The sequence below is a fragment of the Pseudomonas sp. PKS genome (assembly GCF_051913525.1).
Lineage (GTDB): Bacteria > Pseudomonadota > Gammaproteobacteria > Pseudomonadales > Pseudomonadaceae > Aquipseudomonas > Aquipseudomonas guariconensis_D.
Genome location: NZ_JBEGDO010000018.1, coordinates 80,928 through 103,675, shown reverse-complemented (window position 1 = coordinate 103,675; position 22,748 = coordinate 80,928). Strand labels below are relative to the sequence as shown.

General features: G+C 64.6%; 23 protein-coding genes and 1 pseudogene. 7 read left to right on the top strand and 17 right to left on the bottom strand.

From position 1 onward, the window contains the following. A pseudogene (locus ABOA88_RS17925) lies at positions 1-214 on the bottom strand (phage infection protein); the annotation flags it as partial. 308 nt (positions 215-522) lie between these two features. Here ABOA88_RS17925 and ABOA88_RS17920 point away from each other — a divergent pair. Further along, positions 523-2,589, top strand: coding sequence for an AsmA family protein (locus tag ABOA88_RS17920; RefSeq protein ID WP_367851905.1), 2,067 nt, complete (start codon positions 523-525; stop codon positions 2,587-2,589). Between the two features lie 177 nt (positions 2,590-2,766). Here ABOA88_RS17920 and ABOA88_RS17915 read toward each other — a convergent pair whose 3' ends face one another. Together ABOA88_RS17915 and osmE are read right to left on the bottom strand one after the other, a co-directional pair. Beyond that, on the bottom strand, positions 2,767-3,297 hold the full coding sequence (locus tag ABOA88_RS17915) for a ferritin-like domain-containing protein (protein ID WP_367851906.1): 531 nt from the start codon (positions 3,295-3,297) through the stop codon (positions 2,767-2,769). A 47-nt stretch (positions 3,298-3,344) separates the two neighbouring features. Then, entirely contained in the window at positions 3,345-3,686 is a 342-nt protein-coding gene (gene osmE / locus ABOA88_RS17910; protein WP_367851907.1) for an osmotically-inducible lipoprotein OsmE, read from the bottom strand. Between the two features lie 121 nt (positions 3,687-3,807). On the opposite strand from osmE, the gene ABOA88_RS17905 reads away from it, so the two are divergent. Continuing rightward, complete coding sequence (locus ABOA88_RS17905) at positions 3,808-4,698, top strand: esterase/lipase family protein (RefSeq protein WP_196169223.1); 891 nt, start codon at positions 3,808-3,810, stop codon at positions 4,696-4,698. On the opposite strand, the gene ABOA88_RS17900 is transcribed toward ABOA88_RS17905, so the two are convergent. Then, positions 4,679-5,572 carry a DMT family transporter gene (locus ABOA88_RS17900; RefSeq protein WP_196162590.1) on the bottom strand — a complete coding sequence of 298 codons (894 nt, stop codon included), beginning with the start codon at positions 5,570-5,572 and terminating at the stop codon, positions 4,679-4,681. The genes ABOA88_RS17905 and ABOA88_RS17900 overlap by 20 nt on opposite strands. A gap of 210 nt (positions 5,573-5,782) precedes the next feature. Here ABOA88_RS17900 and ABOA88_RS17895 point away from each other — a divergent pair, with 210 nt between their 5' ends. The 3 genes from ABOA88_RS17895 to ABOA88_RS17885 all read left to right on the top strand — a co-directional run bounded on the left by ABOA88_RS17895 (position 5,783) and on the right by ABOA88_RS17885 (position 8,003). Further along, a complete protein-coding gene (locus ABOA88_RS17895) occupies positions 5,783-6,568 on the top strand; it encodes an AraC family transcriptional regulator (RefSeq protein ID WP_367851908.1) in 786 nt (261 codons plus the stop codon). Positions 6,569-6,642: 74 nt separating this feature from the next. Then, complete coding sequence (locus ABOA88_RS17890) at positions 6,643-6,924, top strand: PsiF family protein (RefSeq protein ID WP_043207962.1); 282 nt, start codon at positions 6,643-6,645, stop codon at positions 6,922-6,924. A gap of 71 nt (positions 6,925-6,995) precedes the next feature. After that, entirely contained in the window at positions 6,996-8,003 is a 1,008-nt protein-coding gene (locus ABOA88_RS17885) for an AI-2E family transporter (protein ID WP_043207960.1), read from the top strand. 83 nt (positions 8,004-8,086) lie between these two features. Here ABOA88_RS17885 and ABOA88_RS17880 read toward each other — a convergent pair whose 3' ends face one another. Next, entirely contained in the window at positions 8,087-9,358 is a 1,272-nt protein-coding gene (locus ABOA88_RS17880) for an Hsp70 family protein (RefSeq protein WP_196169220.1), read from the bottom strand. Between the two features lie 164 nt (positions 9,359-9,522). On the opposite strand from ABOA88_RS17880, the gene cbpA reads away from it, so the two are divergent. Together cbpA and ABOA88_RS17870 are read left to right on the top strand one after the other, a co-directional pair. After that, positions 9,523-10,476 (top strand): curved DNA-binding protein, encoded by a 954-nt coding sequence (gene cbpA, locus ABOA88_RS17875; RefSeq protein ID WP_367851909.1) that lies wholly within the window; start codon positions 9,523-9,525, stop codon positions 10,474-10,476. 2 nt (positions 10,477-10,478) lie between these two features. Then, positions 10,479-10,784, top strand: a complete 306-nt coding sequence (locus ABOA88_RS17870; RefSeq protein ID WP_043207952.1) for a chaperone modulator CbpM — start codon at positions 10,479-10,481, stop codon at positions 10,782-10,784. A gap of 92 nt (positions 10,785-10,876) precedes the next feature. Here the strand turns inward: ABOA88_RS17870 and ABOA88_RS17865 are convergent, their stop codons facing one another. From ABOA88_RS17865 to cbiE, 12 genes are all read right to left on the bottom strand, one after another. Next, complete coding sequence (locus ABOA88_RS17865; RefSeq protein ID WP_367851910.1) at positions 10,877-11,395, bottom strand: GNAT family N-acetyltransferase; 519 nt, start codon at positions 11,393-11,395, stop codon at positions 10,877-10,879. Between the two features lie 40 nt (positions 11,396-11,435). Continuing rightward, complete coding sequence (cycA, locus tag ABOA88_RS17860) at positions 11,436-12,851, bottom strand: D-serine/D-alanine/glycine transporter (protein WP_196169217.1); 1,416 nt, start codon at positions 12,849-12,851, stop codon at positions 11,436-11,438. Positions 12,852-13,068: 217 nt separating this feature from the next. Continuing rightward, entirely contained in the window at positions 13,069-14,433 is a 1,365-nt protein-coding gene (locus tag ABOA88_RS17855; RefSeq protein WP_367851911.1) for a PepSY-associated TM helix domain-containing protein, read from the bottom strand. A 55-nt stretch (positions 14,434-14,488) separates the two neighbouring features. Then, complete coding sequence (locus ABOA88_RS17850) at positions 14,489-16,540, bottom strand: TonB-dependent copper receptor (protein ID WP_367851912.1); 2,052 nt, start codon at positions 16,538-16,540, stop codon at positions 14,489-14,491. Between the two features lie 67 nt (positions 16,541-16,607). Then, positions 16,608-17,039 carry a DUF2946 domain-containing protein gene (locus ABOA88_RS17845; RefSeq protein WP_196169214.1) on the bottom strand — a complete coding sequence of 144 codons (432 nt, stop codon included), beginning with the start codon at positions 17,037-17,039 and terminating at the stop codon, positions 16,608-16,610. A gap of 19 nt (positions 17,040-17,058) precedes the next feature. After that, positions 17,059-17,541 (bottom strand): copper chaperone PCu(A)C, encoded by a 483-nt coding sequence (locus ABOA88_RS17840; RefSeq protein WP_196169213.1) that lies wholly within the window; start codon positions 17,539-17,541, stop codon positions 17,059-17,061. Positions 17,542-17,587: 46 nt separating this feature from the next. Continuing rightward, the gene (locus ABOA88_RS17835) at positions 17,588-17,977 is read right to left on the bottom strand and encodes a DUF2946 domain-containing protein (RefSeq protein ID WP_196169212.1); all 390 of its coding nucleotides are present in this window, start codon (positions 17,975-17,977) and stop codon (positions 17,588-17,590) included. A 189-nt stretch (positions 17,978-18,166) separates the two neighbouring features. Further along, positions 18,167-19,021, bottom strand: a complete 855-nt coding sequence (locus ABOA88_RS17830; protein WP_196169211.1) for an SPFH domain-containing protein — start codon at positions 19,019-19,021, stop codon at positions 18,167-18,169. A 25-nt stretch (positions 19,022-19,046) separates the two neighbouring features. Continuing rightward, positions 19,047-19,484, bottom strand: a complete 438-nt coding sequence (locus tag ABOA88_RS17825; RefSeq protein ID WP_196169210.1) for an NfeD family protein — start codon at positions 19,482-19,484, stop codon at positions 19,047-19,049. A gap of 64 nt (positions 19,485-19,548) precedes the next feature. Beyond that, a complete protein-coding gene (locus tag ABOA88_RS17820; RefSeq protein ID WP_196169209.1) occupies positions 19,549-20,289 on the bottom strand; it encodes a cobalt-precorrin-6A reductase in 741 nt (246 codons plus the stop codon). After that, positions 20,286-21,380, bottom strand: coding sequence for a cobalt-precorrin-5B (C(1))-methyltransferase (locus ABOA88_RS17815; RefSeq protein ID WP_367851913.1), 1,095 nt, complete (start codon positions 21,378-21,380; stop codon positions 20,286-20,288). Before ABOA88_RS17815 ends, ABOA88_RS17820 begins: the two co-directional genes overlap by 4 nt. Continuing rightward, positions 21,373-22,584: a precorrin-6y C5,15-methyltransferase (decarboxylating) subunit CbiE gene (gene cbiE / locus ABOA88_RS17810; RefSeq protein WP_367851914.1), complete on the bottom strand. Its 1,212-nt coding sequence runs from the start codon at positions 22,582-22,584 to the stop codon at positions 21,373-21,375. Before cbiE ends, ABOA88_RS17815 begins: the two co-directional genes overlap by 8 nt. Between the last annotated feature and the right edge of the window lie 164 nt (positions 22,585-22,748).

The following is a 22,748-nucleotide window of genomic DNA, read 5'->3' as shown; positions in this document are numbered from 1 at the left end:
GCTCGATCAGTCGATCGGAACCACCTTCGGCGACGCGGTTGTTACGCTCGATCAGACGATCAGAGCCGCCTTCTGCCAGGGTATTCAGGGGCTGGCTGACGGTCGCAGCGCTGGAACGGGATTCAGCCGTAAGGTGTTGTTCGGCAGCCGGCAAGGCGAAGGCGTTGGCGGCAAGGGCTGTCAGGGTCAGGCTCAGCAGCAGATGGCGTTTCATGATCTCGTTGCTCCTCTAGGGGGCTGGGAAAAGTGGGTACGAGGCCAATGCTACGCTCGGTAACGCCAGAGAAAAGTTCATCCGGGTAATGGTAACAATCGATGCCATTGATACACCGCTTTAGTGGCTCTGGCGCAGGGGTTTCAGGGGGTGTGGCTGGAGTGTCACCGGTGGAGGAGGCCCGCGCACCGACCGGTCGGGCCGGTTTATCATCGTGATCGATTAAACCCGGCGTGCTTTCGTCAGTCCGACATAATGAGTGCCATCGCGGTGCCCGTTTTGTGCCATGCAGTCAGGAGAATTACGCAATGACGCGTCCCTTGCGCATCCTTACCTGGATCCTCACCAGCCTGTTGACCCTGCTGGCGATATTGGTGGTGGTGATCGCCACGTTCGACTGGAACCGCGTGAAGCCGCTGCTCAACGAGAAGGTCTCCGAAGCCCTGCACCGCCCTTTCGCGATCAACGGCAACCTGGCCGTGCAATGGCACCGTGAACCCTCTGAGGGCGGTTGGCGCGCCTGGGTGCCCTGGCCGCATTTCGTTGCCCAGGACCTGACCCTCGGCAACCCCGACTGGCTCGAATCACCGCGCATGGTGGGGCTCGAGCGCGTGACGTTTCGGCTGTCGCCAGTGCCGTTGCTGTTCCAGCAGATCGTCATCCCGCGCATCGACCTCGCCAAGCCCACTGCCAGCCTGACGCGTCTGGCCGATGGGCGGGCCAACTGGACTTTCGATCTGGGGCCCAAGGATGAAACCGCCGAGCCCTCGCCCTGGGTGTTGGACATTGGCGCCATCGGCTTCGACCAGGGCAATGTCAGTTTCGATGACCAGACGCTGAAAACCCGCATGAAGGTCCAGATCGACCCGCTGGGCAAGCCGATCCCCTTCAGCGAGATCGTCGGCCAGGCCCGTGCCGAGAAGACCGGCGCTGCCCAGGATTACGCCTTCGGCCTCAAGGCCCAAGGCACCTACAAAGGCCAGCCGGTCTCCGGCACCGGCAAGATCGGCGGTCTGCTGGCCTTGCAGGACGCCAGCCAGCCGTTTCCGCTGCAGGCCGACGCGCGGATCGGCGACACCCGGGTGGCGCTCGCCGGCACCCTGACCGACCCGCGCAACCTGGGGGCGCTCGATCTGCGCCTGCGCTTGTCCGGCAGCAGCCTGGGTAACCTCTACCCCCTCACCGGTGTCACCCTGCCAGACACTCCGGCCTACGCCACCGACGGTCACCTCACCGCCAACCTGCACGATGCCCAGGGGGCGCGGTTTCGCTATGAAGGCTTCAACGGCAAGATCGGCGACAGCGATATCCATGGCGACCTGACGTTCGTCGCCAGCCAGCCACGGCCCAAGCTCTCCGGCAACCTGGTGTCCGAGCAGTTGCTGTTCAAGGACTTGGCGCCGCTGATCGGCGCCGACTCCAACGCCGAGCAGAAGGCCCGGGGTGGCGCCAGCAAGCAGCCGACCGGCAAGGTGCTGCCGGTTGAGGAATTCCGTACCGAGCGCTGGCGCGCGATGGATGCCGACGTCACCTTCAGCGGCAAACGCATCGTGCACAGCCAACAATTGCCCTTCAAGGACCTCTCTGCCCACCTATTGCTAGAAGACGGCCTGTTGCGCCTGGAGCCCCTGCGTTTTGGCGTGGCGGGCGGCAACTTGAACGCGAACATTCGCCTCGATGGCCGCAGTGTGCCGATGCAGGGGCGGGCGCGCCTGAGCGCCCGGGGCTTCAAGCTCAAGCAGTTGTTCCCAAGCTTTGCGCCCATGCAGACCAGTTTCGGCGAACTCAATGGCGATGCCGACCTCAGCGGACGAGGCAATTCGGTGGCGGCCTTGCTGGGCACTTCCAATGGTGATCTGAGCCTGTTGATCAACGACGGCGCCATCAGCCGCAGCCTGATGGAAATCGCCGGGCTCAACGTGGGCAACTATGTAATCGGCAAGCTGTTCGGCGACGAGGAGGTGAAGATCAACTGCGCGGCAGCCAACGTGGGCATCAAGGACGGGTTGGCGAGCACGCGCCTGTTCGTCTTCGACACCGAAAACGCGATCATCTACATCAATGGGACGGCGAATTTTGCCACGGAGCAACTGGACCTGAAGGTCACGCCAGAGTCCAAAGGCCTGCGTCTGTTCTCCCTGCGATCGCCGCTTTACGTGCGAGGGCCGTTCGCCAAGCCCCGCGCCGGCGTGCAGGCGGTGCCGCTGGCGCTTCGCGGGGCAGGCATGGTCGCCTTGGGCGTGGCCATGGGGCCTGCGGCAGGGCTGCTGGCGCTGATCGCGCCGGGGGATGATGTGCCCAACCAGTGCACACCGCTGCTCGAGCAAATGAAGGCAGGCAAGGCGCCGAGTGCGGTGAAGGGCAAGAAAAAGTGAGACGCTCCCAGCAGGAGGAGCGGTGATACGGTGGGGCCGGCAGAACCTTGTGGGAGCAACTGTCTTGGGTTGCTTGCGCCGGCCTCTTCGCGGGTAAACCCGCTCCCACACAGTTCTCCGGTGCGCTCGACAATACCGCTGTACCCGCGAAGGGCTGCAGCGCAGCCCCAAACAGGCTTACAACCCTTTCAAGAGGTCCGCCATGTCATCGGCATGTTCTTCTTCCTGGGCCAGGATGTCCTCGAAGATACGCCGAGTGGTCGGGTCCTTTTCGCCGATGTACTGGATGATTTCGCGGTAGCTGTCGATGGCGATGCGCTCGGCCACCAAGTCTTCCAGCACCATCTCCTTGAGTGTGCTGCCGGCCACGTACTGGGCGTGGGAGCGCTTGCTCAGGTTGTCGGGATTGAAGTCCGGCTCGCCGCCCAACTGGACGATCCGCTCGGCCAGCCTGTCGGCGTGCTCGGCCTCCTGGGTGGCATGTTCGAGGAACTCGTCGGCAGCGACGCTGGCCTTGATCCCGCTGGCCATGAAGTAATGGCGCTTGTAGCGCAAGGCGCAGACCAGCTCCGTGGCCAGCGCCTCGTTGAGGAGCGTAAGGATCTTGTCCCGGTCGGCGCTGTAACCCTCGGTCACGGCGCCTTGCTCGACATGCTGTCGGGCACGCTCGCGCAGGGTCCGGACATCGGTCAGTTCAATAGCGTTCATGTTCATCTCCGAAAGGATCAGGGTATTCACGGTGCGTCAGGGAGGGCTCACGCGCCGGGCACGGCCTCGCGGTCCTCTTCTCGTTGCTTGCAGGTCTTGAAGCCCTTGGCGTCGACATGGCCGGTGGCGTCGAAGCGCACGTAGTAGGGCTGCTGGTGGCCGTCGCGGTTGAGGATGTAGTCGTTGCAGGTTCCACCATGGGGCAGGTCGGTAGCGTTCGACGGGCTGCCGCCGATGGCGATGACCTTCTGCATGGTCATGCCGTTTTCCACTTGCTTGACCAGCGGCTCGTCGCGGTAGGTCACGTAATCCACCGGGTTTTCCGGATGGCTGCCACAGGCGGCCAGGGCCGCGCTTGCCAACAGGATGGCGAGGGTCTTTCTGTACATGGTCCGGCTCCTTGCTCAGGGGTGTTCTGGTTGGAACCGCAGGGCGCGACAGGAGTTCGATTGCATCGCGCCGGCACGGCCTTGTAGTGTTGGCCCACGATCCAGGCAGAGAGGGCTGGGAATGAGTCAGGTGCTCGCCACGCGTTACCCGTTGGTGCTGGTGCCCGGCATGCTCGGCTTCGTGCGGGTGCTGCTCTATCCCTACTGGTTCGGCATCGTCCCGGCCTTGCGCCGGGGCGGGGCGCAGGTCTTTGCGGTGCAGGTCTCGCCGCTGCATTCCAATGAGCTGCGCGGCGAGCAATTGCTGGAAATCATCGAGGACATCTGCAGGCGCACCGGGGCTGCGCGCGTCAACCTGATCGGCCACAGCCAGGGAGCCCTTAGCGCCCGGTACGCCGCGGCGAAACGGCCGGACCGGGTCGCTTCGGTGACCTCGGTGGCAGGGCCCAACCAAGGCTCGGAACTGGCCGACTACCTGGAGCGCAAGGCCCCGGGAGACTCACCCCAGGGGCGGATACTCAAAGCGGTGCTGCATGGCACGGCGGTGCTGCTGGTCTGGCTGGAAACGGGTTGGCGCCGTGACCCGCTGCCGATCGATGTGCATGCCTCGCACCAGTCCTTCACCACCGCCGGGGTGGCCCGCTTCAACCAGGCTTATCCACAGGGCCTGCCTGCCACCTGGGGTGGGCAGGGCGATGCCGAGGTCAATGGCGTGCGCTACTACTCTTGGTCCGGCACCTTGCAGCCGGGGCGTACCGATCAGGGGCGCAATCGCTTCGATGGCAGCAACCGCTTCTGCCGCTTGTTCGCCCGCACCTTCGAGCGCGAGAAAGGCCAGTGCGACGGCATGGTCGGGCGTTACAGCTCGCATCTTGGCCAGGTGATCGGCGATGACTACCCGCTCGATCATCTGGATATCGTCAATCAATCCCTTGGCGCGGTGGGCAAGGGCGCCGACCCGGTGCGCCTGTTCACCGAACACGCCGCGCGGCTCAAGGCTGCAGGGCTGTAGCTACCCGGCGCAGAGGTGTGGTCCAGCGTTCGGCCAACAGCACGCCCGCCAATGTCAGCAGGCCGCCATACAGGTGATAGCTGGCCAGGTGCTCGTCCAGCACCACGGCGGCGATCACTGCCGTCACCACTGGCAACAGGTTGAAGAACAGCGTGGTGCGGCTGGGCCCCAGGCGATGCACGGCCTGCATCCAGACCCGTGGCGCCACCATGGAGGCGAGCACGCAGGCGTATAGCACCAGGCCGATGTTCTGGGCATTCAACCCGGTTTTTGGCGACAGCAAAAACAACGGCAGCAGCACGAGGATCGCCACCACCACCTGCAAGTACAGCAATTGCATCGCGGGCAGGCGCAGTTGCCATTTCTTCAGCAGGAAGCTGTACAGCGCGTAGGCGAAGGTGGCCACCAGCATCAACAGGTCGCCGCTGTTGAGGCCTTGGTGCAGCAAGGCACTGGGTTGGCCGGCCGAGACCACTTCCAGCACGCCGATGAACGACACCAGCGCACCGAACAGCGCACCGAAGGTCAGGCGTTGGCCGAGCCAGGCGATGGCCAGGGCCAGGGACATCAGCGGCATCAGCGAGAGGATGATGCCCATGTTAGTGGCGCTGGTGATGCCGGCGGCGAAGTAGGCCAGGCTCTGGTACATGGCCATGCCCAGTACACCAAGGACGAAGATCTTGCCCATATGCGGGGCGATCGCGGCGCGGTTGCGCAAGACCTGGGGCAGCAGCAATGGTGTGAACAGCAGGCCCGCCAGCAACCAGCGGTAGAAACCGATCTCGGCAGGGAAGATCGCCCCGGCCGAAAGTTTGGTGACGACGGTATTGCCGGCCCAGATGAGGATGGCCAGCAGGGGAAATGCGTAATTCATGGAGCTGTGAGTCTCTGAGGGTGTTGCAAGAATTCGGGACTGCCTTGCCGCCCTTCGCGGGTAAACCCGCTCCCACAGGTCCGGCGTTATTCCTGTAGGCGCGGGCTCACCCACGAAGTGCAGGCCAGCCCCAAGCTGGCACTCATTATCCTTTGTCTGTTAACAGGCCTATACTCGTATCCAGACAACCCACCCTTCGAAGCAGCCAACATGGCCCGCAAATACCTCGACATCCCGACCTTCGAGCGACTCCCGGCTCCGGTGTACTTTCGCTACGACGAATTCGGCGCCGACACCCACAGCGCCCCGCATCGTCATCCCTGGGGCCAGCTCAACTACGCGGCCCATGGCGTCATGCACCTGGACGTCGATGGCCAGCGCTTCGTCTCGCCGCCCCATTACGCCGTGTGGGTGCCTCCAGGGACCGAGCATGGCTGCTATAACCCCCAGGCCATCGTCTATCGCTCGGTATACCTGGCCAGCGAGCTGTGCCAGGACCTGCCCCAGCAGGCCTGCACCCTGGTGATCAGCGACATCCTCAAGGCCATCCTCGGCGACTTCGCCCAACGCGATCTCAAGGTGGCCCAGGACGAACGCGACCAGCGCTTGGTCCAGGTGCTGTTGGATCAGCTCCACCTCGCGCCGACGCAGGCTTGCTACCTGCCGTTCGCCCGCAGCGAGGGCCTGCGCCAGGTGCTCGAGGCCTTGCACGCCGAGCCTGGCGACAATCGTCCGTTGGCCGAGTGGGCCGCGCTGGTGCATGTGAGCGAGCGCACCTTGGCGCGCCAGTTCCTGCGTGAGTTGGGGATCAGTTTCGGCGAATGGCGCCTGCGCCTGCGCTTTCTGCGCGCCATCGAGGCACTGGAGGCGGGTCTGTCGATCCAGTCCATCGCCTTCGACCTGGGCTATAGCACCGCCTCGGCGTTCATCGCCATGTTCCAGCGTCAGGCCCGCTGCACGCCCGAGCAATATCGCCGGCGGGCGCGCACGGCCTGATCGGGGGACGAAAAATCTTGGCTACACTGTGCTCGACGACCACGCATGCAGCGTGGAGACAAGGAGATCGCTTCATGAAAATGCTGCACGTGCCATTGCTGGTGTTGGGTGTGTTGATCAGTGCCCAGAGCTTCGCAGCCACCGCACAACAGGAGAAAATGACCACCTGCAATGCCCAAGCCTCGGAGAAGGCCCTCAAGGGCGACGAGCGCAAGGCCTTCATGAGTACCTGCCTCAAAGCCAAGCCCGCTACCCAGCAGGAAAAGATGAAAACCTGCAACGCCGATGCCAGCGCCAAGGCGCTCAAGGGAGACGAGCGCAAAGCCTTCATGAGCGATTGCCTGAAGAAGAAATGACCTGCGCCTATGTTTGTCTGGCGAAGGCTGGCAGACTGCGGCTCTTTCCTGTTGTCCGCCGTTGAGGCTGTATGACCTTCACCCCCCGCCAGATCACCCTGGCCAGCTGGATCATCGTGTTTGCCGGCCTGCTGCTGGTGCTGCCCCTGAAATTGTTGCCCAGCTTGCTGGCAGGCTTGCTGGTGTTCGAGTTGGTCAACATGCTCACGCCGCGCCTGCAGCCGGTGATCGCTGGGCAACGCGCGCGTTGGCTGGCCGTGGCGCTGCTTGGCACCCTGGTGGTCAGCACGCTGACGCTGCTGATCGCCGGGGCCTTCAGTTTCCTGCTGCACGAGGCGGAGAACCCTGGCGCCTCGCTGGATAAATTCATGGCTCTGGTGGAGCGCGCCCGCAGCCAGTTGCCCCCGTTCATCGAAGGGTACCTGCCGGCCAGCGCCGCCGAATTCAAAGTGGCCATCGGCGACTGGCTCAAGAGCCACCTGGGCGAGCTGCAACTGGTGGGCAAGGGCATGGCGCACATGTTCGTCACCTTGCTGATCGGCATGATCCTCGGCGCCATCGTGGCCTTGCAGCGCATCCCTGACATCTCACGACGCAAACCCCTGGCCGCGGCGCTGTTCGAGCGCCTGAGCCTGCTGGTGCAGGCGTTTCGCAACATCGTCTTCGCGCAGATCAAGATTTCCCTGCTCAACACCGCGTTCACCGGTGTCTTCCTGGCCGTGGTGATGCCGCTGTTCGGGGTGCACCTGCCGTTGACCAAGACCTTGATCGTGCTGACCTTCCTGCTGGGGTTGCTGCCGGTAATCGGCAACCTGATGTCCAACACCCTGATCACCATCGTGGGGCTTTCGTTGTCGATCTGGGTGGCGGTGGCGGCGTTGGGCTATCTGATCGTCATCCACAAGGTCGAGTACTTCCTCAACGCGCGGATCGTGGGCGGGCAGATCAGTGCCAAGTCGTGGGAGCTGCTGCTGGCGATGCTGGTGTTCGAGGCGGCGTTCGGGCTACCGGGCGTCGTGGCGGGGCCGATCTACTACGCGTATCTGAAAAGCGAGCTCAAGCGGGCTGAGCTGGTTTGAAGCTGCGAGCTGCAAGCTTCAAGTAAAAGCGAGTCGGTGGAGATACCCACTTCTTGTAGCTTGCAGCTTTTAGCTAGCAGCTTTTAGGCGGCGCCGTAGCGCTTGCGCGCTTCGATTGCCAATCCGCTGCCGATACTGCCGAAGATGTTGCCTTCCACATGCCGCGCGTTGGGCAACATGGCCGCCACGCTGTTGCGCAGCGCCGGAATGCCGCTGGAGCCGCCGGTGAAGAACACCGTGTCTACCTGGCCCTCGCTCACGCCGGCCTTGTTCAGCAGTTCGGTGACGCTACCACGCACGCGCGTGAGCAGGCCTTCGATGGCGTCCTCGAACAGCGGGCGGGTCAACTCCACGGCCAGCTCCGGCTCGATGCGGCTCAGGTCGAGGCGGCGACTGTCCTGGTGGGTCAGCTCGATCTTGCTGGCTTCCACTTCCATCGCCAGCCAGTGACCGGCGCGCTCTTCGATCAGCTTGAACAAGCGGTCGATACCCAGGGTGTCTTCGATGTCGTAGCGCATGCTGCCCAAGGCCAGCTGGGATTTTTGCGAGTACAGCGCGTTGATGGTGTGCCAGGTGGCCAGGTTCAGGTGATAGCTGGTGGGCATCAGCGCCTGGCTTTTCATCCGGCTGCCATAGCCGAACAGCGGCATCACGCCCTGCAGGCTCAACTGCTTGTCGAAATCGGTCCCGCCGATGTGTACACCGCCGGTGGCGAGGATGTCGCTCTGGCGCTCGGCCACCAGGTGGCGCTCCGGCGACAGGCGGATCAGGGTGAAGTCCGAAGTACCGCCGCCGATGTCGACGATCAGCACAAGTTCTTCGCGGCTGATGCCCGACTCGTAGTCGAACGCCGCGGCAATCGGCTCGTACTGGAACGACACCTCCTTGAAGCCGATCTTGCGCGCCACCTCGGCCAAGGTGTCCTCCGCCTCCTGGTCGGCGGCCGGATCTTCATCGACGAAGAACACCGGACGGCCCAGCACCACCTCGTCGAAGCTACGTCCGGCATTGGCTTCGGCACGCTTTTTCAGCTCGCCGATGAACATGCCCAGCAGGTCCTTGAATGGCAGGGCGCTGCCCAGCACGCTGGTGTCATGCTTGATCAGCTTGGAGCCGAGCAGGCTCTTGAGCGAGCGCATCAGGCGGCCTTCGTAGCCTTCCAGGTACTCGTGCAGGGCCAGGCGACCGTAGACTGGGCGACGCTCCTCGATATTGAAGAACACCACCGAAGGCAGGGTGATCTTGCCGTCTTCCAGGGCGATCAGCGATTCCACGCCGGGGCGGTGCCAGCCGACCGTGGAGTTGGAGGTGCCGAAGTCGATGCCACAGGCACGGGCCGGGGATACGTCAGACATGGGGAGGAGCTTCCGGAGGCAAAACGGCCGCGCAGTTTATGCCAGTGGCCGACTAAATCAAGACCGGTCGTCTGCTCTGGAACAACCCCAGGCGAACCTTGAAAGGCTATGCTTGACCCCAATCTTCAGAAACATCGTAAAAATTCCCAACGGTGATCCCTTAGATGGACTTCAAAGACTATTACAAGATACTCGGCGTCGAGCCCACGGCGGATGAAAAGGCGATCAAGGCCGCCTATCGCAAGCTCGCCCGCAAGTATCACCCCGATGTCAGCAAAGAGCGCGACGCCGAGGACAAATTCAAGGAGGCCAACGAGGCCTACGAGGTGCTGGGCGACGCCCAGAAACGCGCCGAGTACGACGAGATCCGCAAGTACGGCGGCCAGCATGGCCGTCCGTTCCAGGCGCCTCCAGGCTGGGAAAGCCGTGGCGGTGGCGGTGGTGGTTTCGAGGGTGGGGACTTCTCCGATTTCTTCAGCTCGATCTTCGGCGGCCGGGGCGGCAATCCCTTTGGCCGTGGTCAGCAGCAGCGCAGCGCGGGCAGGCGAGGGCAGGACGTGGAGCTGGAACTGGCGATCTTCCTCGAAGAAACCCTGAACAAGGAATCCAAGCAGATCAGCTTCCAGGTGCCGCAGACCAACGCCATGGGGCAGCGCACCGGGTTCACCACCAAGACCCTCAACGTCAAGATCCCGGCCGGGGTGACGGACGGCGAGCGCATCCGCCTCAAGGGGCAGGGCGCGCCCGGTGTCGGGGGCGGCGCCAATGGCGACCTGTTCCTGACCATCCGCATGGCACCGCACCCGCTGTTCGATGTCGAAGGCCATGACCTGATCATCACCGTGCCCCTGGCCCCCTGGGAGGCGGCATTGGGCGCCAAGGTGGCGGTGCCGACCCTGACCGGCAAGATCAACCTGACCATCCGCCCCGACAGCCAGAGTGGCCAGCGCCTGCGGGTCAAGGGCATGGGGCTTTCCAACAAGCAAGGTGAGCGCGGCGACCTCTACGCCCAGCTCAAGGTCGTCATGCCCAGCCAGTCGGATGCGGCCACGCGCGAACTCTGGACCAAGCTTTCCGAGAAAGCTGCGTTCAACCCGAGGACACAATGGAGTAGTTGATCATGAGCAGCACCCTGATCGTTCAACTGGACATGCGAACCCTCTGCCAGGAAGCCGACATCACGGCCGACTGCGTGATCGAAATCGTCGAGCACGGCATCGTTGAACCTTCGGGGCGAACGCCGGAGGATTGGTTGTTCGATGATCAGGCGCCGCTGCTGGCCAGGCGGGCCGTGAAGCTGCACCGGGACCTGGAACTGGAATGGGAAGGCGTGGCCCTGGCGCTGGAGTTGCTCGATGAGGTGCAACAGTTGCGCAGTGAGAACAGCATGCTGCGTCAGCGGTTGGGCAGGTTCATACACCTTTGAATGCGGGGTAGGTCATTCGCGGGTAAACCCGCTCCGCGCAAACCCTGTGGGATCGGGTTTACCTGCAAATGGGCCGGCATCGACAGCACCGGTCAGGTGCTTGGCTCGGCGCCTGGGTTGAGCATCAACTGCATGAACGTCAGGTCCAGCCAGCGGCCGAACTTCACCCCGACCTGTGGCATCTGCCCGGTCACCACGAACCCTAGCCGCTCGTGCAGGCGAACCGACGCCGCATTGCCGCTCTCGATGGCGGCGACCATCACATGTTTTCCGCATGCCCGCGCCCGTTCGATCAGCGCGCTCATCAACAGCGGCCCCAGGCCTTTGCCGCGCTGGTCGCCCCGGATATAGACCGAGTGCTCGACCGTGTGGCGAAAGCCTTCGAAGGGGCGCCAGTCGCCGAACGAGGCATACCCCAGCACGCCGCTGTCATCCACCGCCACCAGGATCGGATAGCCCTGCTGCGCACGTGCCTCGAACCACGCTTGGCGGTTGGCCAGGTCGACCGGCGTCTCGTTCCAGATTGCCGTGGTATTGCGCACGGCGTCGTTGTAGATCTCGAGGACGCCAGGTATGTCATTGGGCAGGGCATCGCGGATTTCAGCGGTCATGACAGCGGCTCGCAAGGATCGGTACTTGGGCCAGGGCAGCTCAGCTGTCCTGGGTGTCTCGCACGGCGGTGCGCGGGTGTCGTTTGCTGCGCACCAGCTGGTAGGTGGCGGTGAGGATGACGAACCACAGCGGCGTGAAGATCAGCGCCTTGCGGGTGTCGTCCTCCAGGCTCAACAGCACCAGGATGAAGGCAAAGAACGTCAGGCATACATAGCACATCAGTCGCCCGCCGGGCATCTTGTACTTCGAGGCCTGGTGCAACGCGGGGCGGTGCTTGCGGTAGTTCAGGTACGACAGCAGGATCAGCGTCCAGACGAACATGAACAGCAATGCCGAGACCGTGGTGACCAGGGTGAACGCCTCGACCAGGTCAGGGATCACGTAGATCAGCGCAGCGCCCAGCAGCAGGCAGGTACAGGAAAAGTACAGGCCGTTGGCCGGCACGGCGCGCCGCGACAGCTTCTCGAATGCCTTGGGCGCATCGCCTTCCTGGGACAACCCATAGAGCATGCGGCTGGTGGAGAACACGCCGCTGTTGGCCGAGGAGGCGGCCGAGGTGAGCACCACGAAATTGATGATGCTCGCCGCTGCAGGCAGGCCAGCCAGGACGAACAGTTCGACGAAGGGGCTTTTGCCCGGCACCACGTCTCGCCACGGGGTGACGGCCATGATCGCGATCAGCGCCAGCACGTAGAACACGATGATACGCACCGGGATCGAGTTGATCGCCCGCGGCAGGGTGCGCTCGGGGTTCTTCGCCTCGGCGGCGGTGGTGCCCACCAGTTCGATGCCGACGAAGGCGAACACGGCGATCTGGAAGCCGGCGAAGAAGCCCATCAGGCCATGGGGGAACATCCCGCCGTCGTTCCACAGGTTGGCCAGTTGCGCGGTACGCCCGGCCGGCGATTCGAAGCCGGTGACGACCATGTACAGGCCGGTGGCGACCAGGCCGACAATGGCGACGATCTTGATCATGGCGAACCAGAATTCGACCTCGCCGAACATCTTCACCGTAATCAAGTTCAGCGACAGCAGTACGGCGACGCAGATCAACGCGGGTATCCACTGGGGTAGGTCGGGGAACCAGAACTGCGAGTAGGCGGCGATGGCGATCACATCGGCGATGCCGGTGATCACCCAGCAGAACCAGTAGGTCCAGCCGGTGAAGTAGCCCGCCCACGGGCCGAGCAGGTCGGCGGAGAAGTCGATGAACGACTTGTAGTTGAGGTTCGACAGCAGCAATTCGCCCATGGCGCGCATGACGAAGAACAGCATGAAGCCGATGATCATGTAAACGAAGATGATCGACGGCCCCGCTAAGCTGATGGTCTTGCCCGAGCCCATGAACAGGCCCGTGCCGATGGCGCCACCGATGGCGATCAACTGGATGTGGCGGTTGGTCAGGTTGCGTTGCAGATGCGAATCGTCTGCGGGGGGTGATGAGGTCCGGGTCATGGGCTGCATTCCGTTGTGGATCAGTCTTCTTGTGCAAAGCCAAGTAGGCTAACACGCGCATTCCAGTCCAGGGGCGTGGCAGATCGCCTCGATTTTTGTGTAGCAGTGGGGTGCCTGTGCCGCTCCTTTTCGCGGGTAAACCCGTGCCCCCAGAGGATCACTGAAATCTGTGGGAGCGGATTTACCCGCGAAAGAGGCGGCACAGACAACGCAGTCTTCAAGCCCCGGCCAGGATCCGTCGGCGCACCACCAGGCTGTCGACCACCCACATCATCACCATCGAGGCGCCCACCAGCGGGAAGGCCACGCCCAGCACCAGCATGACCACCGTGGCGGTTTTCCAGCGGGGCAAGTCATGGCGCAGTGGCGGAACACCCAGCCCGCCTGCTGGCCGGCGCTTCCACCACATCACCAGCCCGCTCACCGCACCCAGCAGGATCATCAGGCACACCACCAGGATGATCGCCTGGTTCAGCGGCCCGAACATCTTGCCTTCATGCAGCATCACGCCCAGCTCGGTAGCACGGGCAACCGGGCTGTAGTCCTGCCAGCGCACGTCGGCCAGTACCTGGCCGGTATACTGGTCCACATGCAAGGTGGCGTCGTTGCGCGGGTCATCAGCGAACACTGCGACGGTGAACACACCGCTTGCCGAGCTCGGCAGGGTGATGCTGTAGCCGGGCTCGACCTGGCGCGTGGTGGCCAGGTCCTCGACCTGCTGCAGGCTCACCTGCGGCGCCGCCGGTGCGTTGGACAGGTTGTGGTGGGCGCTATGTTCGGCATGGGCGCTGGAGACTGGCATCGGTGTGTTCTCCAGCGCCCAGGGCACGGTCTGGCGGTGGGCGGTGTTCAGCGCGCCGGCCTGTTGATCGGATTTGGGCACATCGTTCCACATGGCCGCCGGGAAGCGGTTCCACAGATCGGCGTACTGCTTGCCCCACAGGCCTGTCCAGGTCATGCCGCTGAGCAGCATCAACAACAACAGCAGCGAGCCCCAGAAGCCGCTGACCGCGTGCAGGTCGCGCCAGAACACCCGGCCACGGGCTGACAGGCGCGGCCACAGCACGCCCGCGCTGCTGCGCCCGCGTGGCCACCACAGGTACAGGCCGGATACCACCAGCACGACGCCCCAGCCGGCGGCCAGTTCCACCAGTCGATCGCCCACGGTGCCGATCATCAACTCACCGTGCAGGGCCCGGGCCACGGCTTGCAGGTTGTCCTTGGCGTCCTGCTCGCCCAACACCTTGGCGCTGTATGGATCGATGAACACGTTCAGTTCGCGCCCACCATCGTGCACCACGAACTGGGCGCTACGCTCGGCATTGACCGGCGGCAGGTACTGGCCCACGTGGCCCTGTGGATAAGCCAGGCGCACCTGGGCCAGGAGGGTGTCGGCGTCCTGGCGCTGGTGGCCGGCCTCGACCACCATCAGGTCGCGGTACAGCACGGGGTCGAGCTGTGGCTTGAACAGGTAGATGATCCCGGTGATCGCCAGCAGGATCATGAAAGGCGCGACGAACAGCCCGGCATAGAAATGCCAGCGCCACGCCAGGTTGTAGAAGGAGATGCGTTGTCCGCTCATGGAAACCTCCAGATGACCCGATTTGGGCGCGGTGACCGCCGCGCCCTGTTTGTTGTTAGAAGCTGATGTCGACCTTGGTCCAGAAGGTCCTGCCTGGCTCGTCCACCGGCTGTGGCGTCGTGGCCGGATAGCCGAACCCGGCATTCCCGGCCAGGTTCAAGTGCTCGGCGTAGGTTTTGTCGAACAGGTTGTCGACGCCTGCGCTGAGCTTGAGGTTGCGGCTGACCTTGTAGGCGCCGTTGAGCGAGAACACCCCAAAACCTGCGCTTTTCTCGTAGTCCTTGCCGACCACGTTGCCCTGTTTCTCGGCGATGCGATTTTGCTCCGCGACCAGGCGCCACAAGGCCCCGACGCTCCACAGATCACGGCTGTAGGTCAGCCCCAGACGGCTTTCCAGTGGTGGCATCTGCGGCAGGGCTTTGTCGTCGCTGCTGTTCTTGCCCCAGGCGTAGGCCAAGGTGGCGTCTGCCTTCCAGTTCTCGGTCAGCCTGTAGGCCGCGCCGAGCTCGCCGCCCATGATGCGGGCGTCGATGTTCTGGGCTTGTGAGCTCATGCCTCGGTAGTCGAACAGGATGTAGTCGCGGATCTGCCCGACATAGCCGGAGGCCCAGGCTTCCAGACGCTCGTCCTGGTACTGGATGCCGAAATCCACCTGGGTGGTTTTTTCCGGCTTGATGCCATCGAAGGCATTGGCCGCGCCGGCTGGCGCCCGCTTGGGCGAGAACAGCTCCCAATAGTCAGGGAAGCGCTGGGCATGGCCCAGGCCGACATACGTGGTTGCCGGAATCATCGCCAGGTCGTGCTCGTAGCGCACGAAGCCGCTGGGCAGGGTATCGGCGCGGGTATCGCCCTCGGTGGGGCTGCCTTGGCGAAAATCACGGGCCGAGGCGCGATCGAGGCGGGCGCCGGTGACCAGGCGGTCGTTTCCGGTGGCGTACCAGGTCAGCTCGCTGAATACGCCATAGTTGTGGAAGTCGGCGTCCTTGGTCCACGGCTGGCCCTTGTGCGCGTCGATGCCCATGCCACCGCGTTTGCGGTGTTCGTTGGTCTGCGCATCGAGGCCACTGACCAGTTGCACATCGGCCCAGCGCCAGGTGGCCTTGATGCGAGCGCCGAGGGTGCGGCGGTCGACGTTGCTGACCATGGGCATGCCCATCATGCCGCTGCCGGAGGGGGTGCGTAGGCTGTAGTTGTCCATCACATGGTCGGCGTAGTTGTAGTAGACCTGTGCCTCGACCTTGTCGAGCACTTCGCCGAGGTTGGATTTTTCGAAGCGCAGGCCCAGGCTCTCGCGCTTGAATTGCGAGCCGTCCATGCCGCGTCCGGCATAGCGGGACTCGCCGTCACCCTTGCCTGCGGTCAGCTCCAGCAGGGTATCGGCGTCCGGGGTCCAGCCCAGTGCCACATCGCCGTTCCATTTGTCCCAGCGCGACGGCACGGTATCGCCGTGACCGTCCTCGTAGTCATCCGAGCGCGACTGGTTGCCGACAAAGCGGGCATAGCCCCGGCTGTTGCCGGCGGCGGCGTCGAGCACCTTGTCGAAGCGGCCGTTGGAGCCGCCCAGCAGGCTGGCATTGACCCGGCTGCCGAGTGCGCCGAAGGACTCGGGGTCACGCTCGAAGAGGATGGTGCCGGCGGAACCGCCCGGGCCCCAGATGACACTTTGCGGGCCCTTGATCACGGTGAGGCGGTCGTAGGTTTCCGGCGAGATGTACGAGGTGGGCGCGTCCATGCGGTTGGGGCAGGCGCCGAGCATCACGCCGCCGTTGGTGAGGATATTCAGGCGCGAGCCGAACATCCCACGCAGTACCGGGTCGCCGTTGGTGCCGCCGGAACGGATCGCCGAAAAGCCGGGAATGGTCTTCAGATAGTCGGCGCCATCGCTGGCCGGCACCGGCTGGCGTGGGTCCTTGGGATTGGTGACCACGGTCAGCGGCGAGCTGGGGGCAATGGCGGTGATGACCGTCGGGCTCAGCTCGGCCTGCTCGTGCGTATGGCCGTCATGGCCGGTTTCGGCGGCCAGGGTCAGGGGCGCGAGCAGAGAGCCGCAGAGCACGGCGATCGTTCCCCGCAGGGAAAGAGCAAAAACAGGGGTACAGCCGGACATAGTGATTCCAGTCGATCAGTCAGGGGGGGAGCGCGAAGCCTCCAGGCTTCGTGCGATAGCGTTGTGTTCAGGCGCTGATCGAGGCAGGTGGTGCGCGGCTGCGCGCGCCAGGGAAGACGGCCTGCCGGGCGTGGCCCTGGCGGGGCGGAGCGGGGAGGAGGGCGGGGGGAAGAACGACGCCGGCACTGAGCGGGCTGAGGGTTTGGGGCAGGGCCGGGCAGTTGAACAGCAGGGAGCAGTAGCCGCATTTTTCCCAGACCACATGCAACTGGCCATCGTTGTGGCCATGGTGGTCGGCACCATGGTCGTGCCCGGCCGCCATGGGCATGTCCATCGGCATGGACATGTTCATGCCGGCGTGATGATCCATCGGCATCGACTGGGAAACCAGTGGGCCGATGAAGATCATCCACATGGCGAACAGGCTCAGCCAGCCGCCACCCAGGCGCCTGCGATCAGGGCGGGTGAAGCGGGTGAACCGGTCGCGCGGCAGGCTCATGGCGAGCGTCTGTCAGCGGTCAGTGCGTATGGGCCTGGCCTTGCGGGGCGGCGGGCGGCTGCTTTTGCACGGCCACCTCGACGGTGATGTCGCCGGCCTTCTCGAAGTGCAGGGTCAGCGGGAAGCGCTTGCCGTCGATGAGCAGGCTGCGGTCCTTGGGCTGCATCAACATCACGTGATAGGCGCTGGGGGCGAAGGTCAGGTTTTGACCGACAGGGACGGCCACGCTGGAGACCTGCTGCATTTTCATCAGGCCGTCAGCGGTCTTGGCGTGTTCATGCAACTGGGCGTCGTCGGTGATGGGGCTGTCGACCGAGAGCAGGCGGTCGTCCTGCTGGCCGTTGTTGTGGACAACGAAGTAGGCCGCGACGTTGGGGGCATTGGGCGGCAGTTCCAACGACCAGGGATGGGCGATGTGCAGGTCGCCGACGGTGTATTCGTGGGCGTTGGCAAAAGCGCCGGGCAGCAGCAGGGCGGCCAGGACGAGGGCTTGCTTGAGCATGGTGAGTCTCCGATCTGTTCAGGTGCGGGCAGACAGCGTGGTCAACTCAGACGATCGGAGAGGCTCGGGGATTGAGCGCCGGCCATAGCTGGCGCGGCGTGGGTGTGTAGGCGGCGGGTGGCGCCAGATGGCTGCCGAGCAGCAATGGCGGGTTGTGCAACTGCGGCGGGTAGCCGGGCAGTGCCAGCATTGGCGCGGCGCCCGAGCAGCACCAGCAGTTCATCAGGCTGGCGGTGTCGTCGGTTTGCGGCCCCAGGTCGATCTTGGCCAGGGCCTGGACATCGACCTTGCCTTTGTTCGCCATGCTCGAACAGAAAGCCCCCCACAGCAGCTGCTCGGCCGGACCTTTGGGCGCGGCGCGAGACAGCGGCATGGCCAGCAGGTTGAACAGCACTGCAAGGCAGGCTATCCAGGCAATGTGCCGACGTGGGGGCATGGGAGAGATCCGGTCAGGAATCAGGTGGCTATTGTAAGGGCGAGTATAGGTAAAAGTGCCGGGGTGCGGTGAAGTGCCGCAGGGGGTTGGGGCAGGCCCGTGGAGGCAGTGTTGCCTTCTTCGCAGGGGAACCCGCTCCCACAAGGGGCGCTGTTAACCTTGTGGGAGTAGGTTTGCCGGCGAAGGATGTCAGGGCTTGCTACGACCCAGCAGTCCGCGCACGGTCTCTTGCAGGTCCGCCGGCAGCACCACGACCTTGGCGTTGTCGCTGCCGGCCAGGTTCTCCATGGCACTGATGTAGCGCTCGCCCAACAGGTACATCGCCGGCGTGGTTTCGCTGCCCACCGCGTCCTTGACCAAGGAAATGGCTCGGGCCGAGGCCTCGGCCAGGTTGATCTGCGCCTCGGCGTCCAGTTTGGCGGCCTGCAGCCGTGCTTCGGCCTCGAGGATCGCCGCCTGCTTGGCACCTTCGGCGCGGGTCACGTCGGCCTTGCGCTCACGTTCGGCAGCGGCCTGGCGCTCCATGGCACTCTGCATGTTCTCCGATGGCTTGATGTCCTGGATCTCGACGGAGCGCACGGTGACACCCCAGTCCTCGGTCTGTTCGGACATGGCCTCGCGCAGGCGTGCCTTGATCTGCTCGCGGCTGGACAGTGCCTCGTCCAGGTCCATGGCGCCGACGATCGCGCGCAGCGAGGTCATGGTCAGGCTGGTGACGGCGAAAGAGAAGTTCTGCACGCCGTAGGCGGCTTTCTGCGGATCCACCACCTTGGCGAAGCACAAGGCGTTGGCGACGATCACCGCGTTGTCGCGGGTGATGATTTCTTGCTGCTGCACATCGAGGATGATGTCCTTGGTCGGCAGGCGATAGGCGACCACGTCCATGTAGGGGATGACGATGTTCAGGCCTGGTTTGAGGGTGCTGTGGTAGCGGCCAAGACGCTCGACGATCCATTCCTCGCCCTGGGGCACGATGCGCACCCCCTTGAAGAGGGTGACGAGAACGAACAGCGCGAGGGCGGCGACGACGATGAGACTGGTCATGTTGGGAACTTCCTTTTAATTCCGGTCAGGCCCGAACGACGCGGGCGGTGTTGCCTTCGATGGCGGTGAGGCGTACGCGCTCGCCGGATGGGATCTCGCTGTCAGCGATGCAGGTCCATTCTTCATTGCCGAGGATCGGCTTCTGGAAGCGCACGCGGCCTTTCTGGAATTCCGACACGCTGGCCGTCAGCAGGCCGACTTCACCGATCACGCTGTCCGCGGTCCAGCGTACGTCCGGCTGCTTGCGGCGAAACAGCTTGAACCACACAGCGGTGGTGATGGACGAGAGCAGCACCCACAGCAGCACCTGCATGTCCAGTTGCAGGCTAGGCGCCAGGAAGGCGATGGCCGATACCAGCACGGCGCCGATGCCGAACCAGAGGATGAAGAAGGTGGGCAGGAGCAGTTCCAACAGGACCAAGGCAACGCCGAAGACGAGCCAGATCCACCATTGCATTTCCATATGAGTAGAGCCTTCCGAGCAGAGGTGGGGGAGAGTTTACGGCAGTAGTCAGGCAAAGGGCCAACTAGGGCCTGGCATCCGAACGTGTCTGCCCAATCGCAGCCATCAGCTCACCCACCTGGTCGAACACTCGATCCACCGCCGGCAACACCGGGCGCTTGAGTACCAGTACGGGTATACCCCGTTCCCTGGCCACCTCCAGCTTGGGCTCGGTGGCTGCGCTACCGCTGTTCTTGCTCACCAGCACATCGATCTGGCGCCGTTCGAACAGGGCGCGTTCGTCCACCAGGTTGAACGGTCCACGGGCGCCGATCACTTCGCAGCGCTCGTTGCCGGGGCAGGTTTCGAGGGCGCGCAGGGTCCAGAACTGGTGCGCGGGGATCTCATCGAGGTGCTGCAGGGGTTCACGTCCCAGGGTGAACAGGGGGCGTTCGAAGGGGCTCAGGGCGTCGATCAGTCCGGCCCAGTCGACGACTTCGCGCCAGTCATCGCCAGGCTGCGCCTGCCAGGCCGGGCGGCGCAGAGCCCAGCAGGGAATGCCCGCGTAGCGTGCGGCCCGGGCCGCGTTCTGGCTGATCTGCGCGGCATAGGGGTGGGTGGCGTCGATCAGCAGGCTGATCTGCGCCTCGCGCAGATAGTCCGCCAGGCCGTCGGCGCCGCCATAACCGCCGACGCGCACCTGGCACGTCAGATCCTGTGGGACGCGGCCGATGCCGGCCAGGCTGTAGATATGCTCAGGCCCCAGCTGGCGGGCGATGGCCAAGGCCTCGGTGACGCCGCCGAGCAGCAGGATGCGCGGGCTCATTGCACGCCTGCCTTGCCGACGATGCCGCCTTGGCGGTCGATGGCGAACACCTCGACCTGCACCTGCGCGGGCACCACGCTGCGGGCAAAGGCCAGGGCGTGGGCGCACACTGCATCGCCGAGCGGGACGCCGGCCGCGTGGGCCAAGGCCAGGGCCTGCTGACTGGTGTTGGCCGCGATGATCGCCGCTTGCAAGGTGGCGTCGGCGCCGATGTCCGCCGCCCAGGCCGCCAATTGCGGCAGGTCGATGCTCGAGCTGCGGCTGTGCAGGTCCATGTGCCCTGCCGCCAGCTTGCTGATCTTGCCGAAGCCGCCGCACAAGCTCAGGCGTGGTACCGGCACCTTGCGCAAATGCTTGAGCACCGCGCCGACGAAGTCGCCCATCTCGATCAGGGCGATTTCCGGCAGGCCATAGACTTGGCGCATGGTGTCTTCGCTGGCATTGCCGGTACAGGCAGCGATGTGGGTATAGCCGTTGGTGTGGGCGACGTCGATGCCTTGCTGGATCGAAGCGATGTAGGCCGAGCAGGAGAACGGCCGGACGATGCCGCTGGTGCCGAGAATCGATAACCCGCCGAGGATGCCCAGCCGTGGGTTCATGGTCTTGAGGGCGAGCTGTTCGCCGTCGCGTACGCTGACGGTCACTTCGAAACCACCGCCATGGCCGCAGGCGTCGGCCAGCTGTTGCAGGTGTTCGCTGATCATCCGCCGTGGCACCGGGTTGATGGCAGGCTCGCCCACCGCCAGCACCAGGCCGGGACGGGTGACGGTGCCGACGCCCTGACCGGCGACGAAGCGCACGCCCGGCTGCTCGAGCAGCCGCACCTGGGTGTAGAGCAGTGCGCCGTGGGTCACGTCCGGATCGTCGCCGGCATCCTTGATCGTGCCGGCCTCGGCGCCGTTGGCGGTGCGGCGGCAGAACGCCAGGCGCAGGGTCACCTGCTTGCCCTTGGGCAGCGTGATACGCACGGCATCGTCGCATTCTCCGGTGAGCAGCAGGCGAGCCGCCGCCAGGCTGGTGGCGGTGGCGCAGCTGCCGGTGGTGAGGCCGCTGCGCAGGGGCGCGGCTTTTTCGCGGGTTTCTTCACGCATCGAGGGGCTTCACCACGTCGAGCAGGGTGATCGGCAGGGCCTGGCGCCAGGTATCGAAATTGCCCAACGGCTGGGCATGGGCCACGTGGATGCGGGTCAGTTCGCCGCCATGGGTTTCGCGGAAGTTGGCCAGTGCCAGCTCGCTTTGCAGGGTCACGGCGTTGGCCACCAGGCGCCCGCCGGGGCGCAGGCGCTCCCAGCACAGGGGCAGCACACCGTCGCGGGTCACGCCACCGCCGATGAAGATCGCATCGGGCCGCTCGAGATCGGCCAGGGCCTGGGGCGCTTTGCCACGGACCAGTTGTAAGCCCGGTACGCCCAGGGCGTCGCGGTTGTGTTCGATATGGCCCTGGCGGCCTTCATCGGCTTCGATGGCCAGCGCGCGGCAGCTGGGATGGGCGCGCATCCACTCGATGCCGATCGAGCCGCAGCCGGCACCGACATCCCACAGCAGCTCGCCCGGTTGTGGCGCGAGGCGTGCGAGGGTGATGGCGCGCACATCGCGCTTGGTCAGTTGGCCGTCGTGACGAAAGGCGCTGTCGGGCAGGCCGGTGACAGGTGACAGTCGTGGGGTGTCGATGGCGGCCTGGCAGTCGATGGCCATCACGTTGAGGTCGGCTGTGCGCGCATGGGGCCAATCCTCGGCGGTGCCGCGCAGATGGCGCTCCTCCGCGCCGCCCAGGTGCTCCAGCACATGCAGGCGGCTCGGGCCGAAGCCGCGCTCGCACAGTTGCTGGGCGACGGCCGCTGGGCTTTGGCCATCATTGCTCAATACCAAAAGGCGCATGCCGCTGTAGAGATGCGCGTTGAGCGCGGCCAGGGGGCGGGCGACGAGCGACACCACCTGCACCTCCTGCAGCGGCCAACCCAGGCGCGCGGCGGCCAGCGCGCAGGAGGACGGCATCGACAGGACATGCAGCTCTTCGGCCGGCACCTGGCGGGCGAGGCTTGCGCCCACGCCGTAGAACATCGGGTCGCCGCTGGCCAATACACACACGGGTTCGCCGCGCAGAGCCAGGACCGGCGCCAGTGAGAAGGGGGTTGGCCAGTGCAGGCGTTCGCCGACCACGCAGCGTGGCAACAGGGCTAATTGGCGTGGACTGCCGAAGATCCGCGAAGCGCTCAGCAGGGCACGCCGGGCTTGCTTGCCCAGGCCGCTGAAACCATCTTCGCCGATGCCCACTACTGTCAGCCAGGGAGTCATGTGTCTCGTTCCGCCATCTTTGGGACCGCTTTGTGCTCATCGCCGCTGTGCCCGCTCCCACAGAAACCGCACAGCCCAGGAGGGTACGGATGGTCCTGTGGAGCGGGTTTACCCGCGAAGAGGGCGACGCGTTCCGGAGTTTCTGCTCAATCGCAGTCGATGCT